The organism is Nakamurella sp. (genome assembly GCF_048594475.1).
In the GTDB taxonomy this organism is placed as follows: Bacteria; Actinomycetota; Actinomycetes; order Mycobacteriales; family Nakamurellaceae; genus Nakamurella.
The window spans coordinates 1-2,056 of the sequence record NZ_JBMDXT010000117.1; the positions used below are offsets into that span (position 1 = coordinate 1).

Below are 2,056 nucleotides of genomic sequence, written 5' to 3' on the forward strand. Positions count from 1 at the left end.
CCGGGCCCGGCGGGACGGGCGGGATCGGCCGGGTCAGCGGCTCGGCCCCGCGCCGGGCCGCGTACCCGGTGGCCGGGTGGGCCACCTCGCCGGATCCGTCGTCGAGGTCGCCGGCCGGGCCCAGGCCGGCCTCGCCGGCGCTGCGGGCGCCGCCGGGGATGCCGCTGCCGGTGCCGCTGTCGCTGTCGGTGTCGCTGTCGGTGCCGCTGTCGACGCCCTGCCGGCGGCGGGACGGCCGGCGCAGCCGGGGCGCGGCCGGCGGCTCGTCCAGATCCATCGGGTGCTCGTCGGCGGGCTCGTCCCAGTCGTCGTACCCGTCGTCCGGCTCGGCCGACCGGTGACCGATCTCCCGCCAGCCGCCCCGGATCAGCCGGGGCACGTCGGCCAGCGAGATGCCCAGGATGAGCAGCACCCCGAACAGGCCGAGCAGGACGAGCAACAGGAGGGCCGGGATCGTGTTGATGCCGACGAAGAGCGGTTGGCCGACCAGCCAGCCGACCGTCCCGCCGGCCGTCATCCGCTGGCCGGTCGAATCGGTGGTGGCATCGGCCAGGCCGGCCACGTGCAGCACGTGCAGCACGCCGGCCGCGCTGAGCACCACGGCGATGCCGCCGGCGATCCGGCGCGGCCGGTGGCCCGGGTCGGGCTCGGAGCGCATCAGCACCACGGCGAGCACGACGAGGGCGATCGGGAAGACGTAGGCCAGCACGCCGACCCAGACCCGGACGGCGTCGTCGGCGAGCGCACCGATCGGGCCGGCCGCCCCCAGCCAGGTGCCGACGGCGCAGACCAGCGCGACCGCGATCAGGCCGAGCGCCAGCCCGTCCCGCTTGTGGGTCGCGTCGATGGACCGGGTGGCCGATGCCCCGGCGCCGACCGCGCGGGCGAGCTGCCCGCACCAGCGGGCGACGAGCAGCCAGAGCCGGCGCAGTCCCCGACCCACGCCCTTGATGCCGGTGACGACCGGCGACTGTTCCCGCGTCTCGGCGGCGGACCAGGCCTTCGTCGGGGCGCCCGCGCGGCTGCGGCCGGCACCCGACCGGGATCCGCCCGACCGCCCGCCGGAACCCTTCGAGCTGGTGGCGCGCGAGCGGCCCGAGCCGGTGCCGCGGGTACCGCCGGACCGGGCCCGGTCGGAGCTTCCGGCCGCCCGGGCCGACGAGCCGGTCGATCCCGTGGCACCGGCCGAGGTCGGGCGCCGGGCCGACCCGGACGACGTTCCGGACGTCGACCGAGGCGCCGAGCGCCCGCCTGAGGACCGGGTTGCCGGGGACTTCGCAGCCATGCGCTCTAACGTATCGGGCCGGTCACACCAACCTCACGTGCCACACCGGCCGGCCGGGACGGGCGGGGTGGACGGCCGGGGTGACGGCGGGGGTGACGGCGGGGGTGGGTGCCGCTCCGGATCGGCGCCGCGCGGACGAACTCGCCCCGATGGTGACGGGTGGGACGGGAGTCGCCGGGTTCGCCCGCGCGGCGGGTGATGATCCGCGCGGGTCAGGAGACGAGGGACAGCGCGGGAACCGGGTCGGTGCCCGCCGGGGGGCCGCCGGCCGGGTTCGCCGAGGGGTCGGTGCCCGCCGGGGTCGTCGCCGCGGTGCCCGCTGCGGTGCCCGCCGGGGCGGTCGCGGCGCGAGCGGCCAGTCCGTCGGTCGCGCGGAACAGGGTGCCCGTGCCGTGCACCCGCACCGGTCCCTGCCGGGCCGGCAGGAAGACCGATCGGCCCGGCCCGACCGTCAGTTCGGCCCCCTGCGCGTCGGTCAGGGTCAGCGTGCCCTCGGTGACCAGCAGGATCTGCGGGCCGGTGTGCTCCAGCACCCGACCGACCGCGTCCACCCGCACCCGGGACAGCAGGAACTCCGGGACCGGGGTGCGGAACGCGACCTCGCCCGGGGCGACCGGCACCCCGGGGATCAGCATCGGCTCGTCCGGGGCGAACGACACCACGGCGGACAGCTCGGCCACGTCCACGTGCTTGGTCGTCAACCCGCCCCGCAGCACGTTGTCCGAGCTGGCCATGATCTCCACCCCGAACCCGGACAGGTAGGCGTGCATG

The 2,056-nt window shown here is 77.5% G+C and carries 1 protein-coding gene and 1 pseudogene; both read right to left on the reverse strand.

The window, feature by feature from the left end; translation table 11 throughout:
• Positions 1-943 (reverse strand): DNA translocase FtsK 4TM domain-containing protein (locus tag ACOJUF_RS06075; protein WP_420120967.1); only part of this gene is annotated, 943 nt, incomplete at its 3' end.
• Positions 944-1,497: 554 nt separating this feature from the next.
• A pseudogene (locus ACOJUF_RS06080) lies at positions 1,498-2,056 on the reverse strand (mannose-6-phosphate isomerase, class I); the annotation flags it as partial.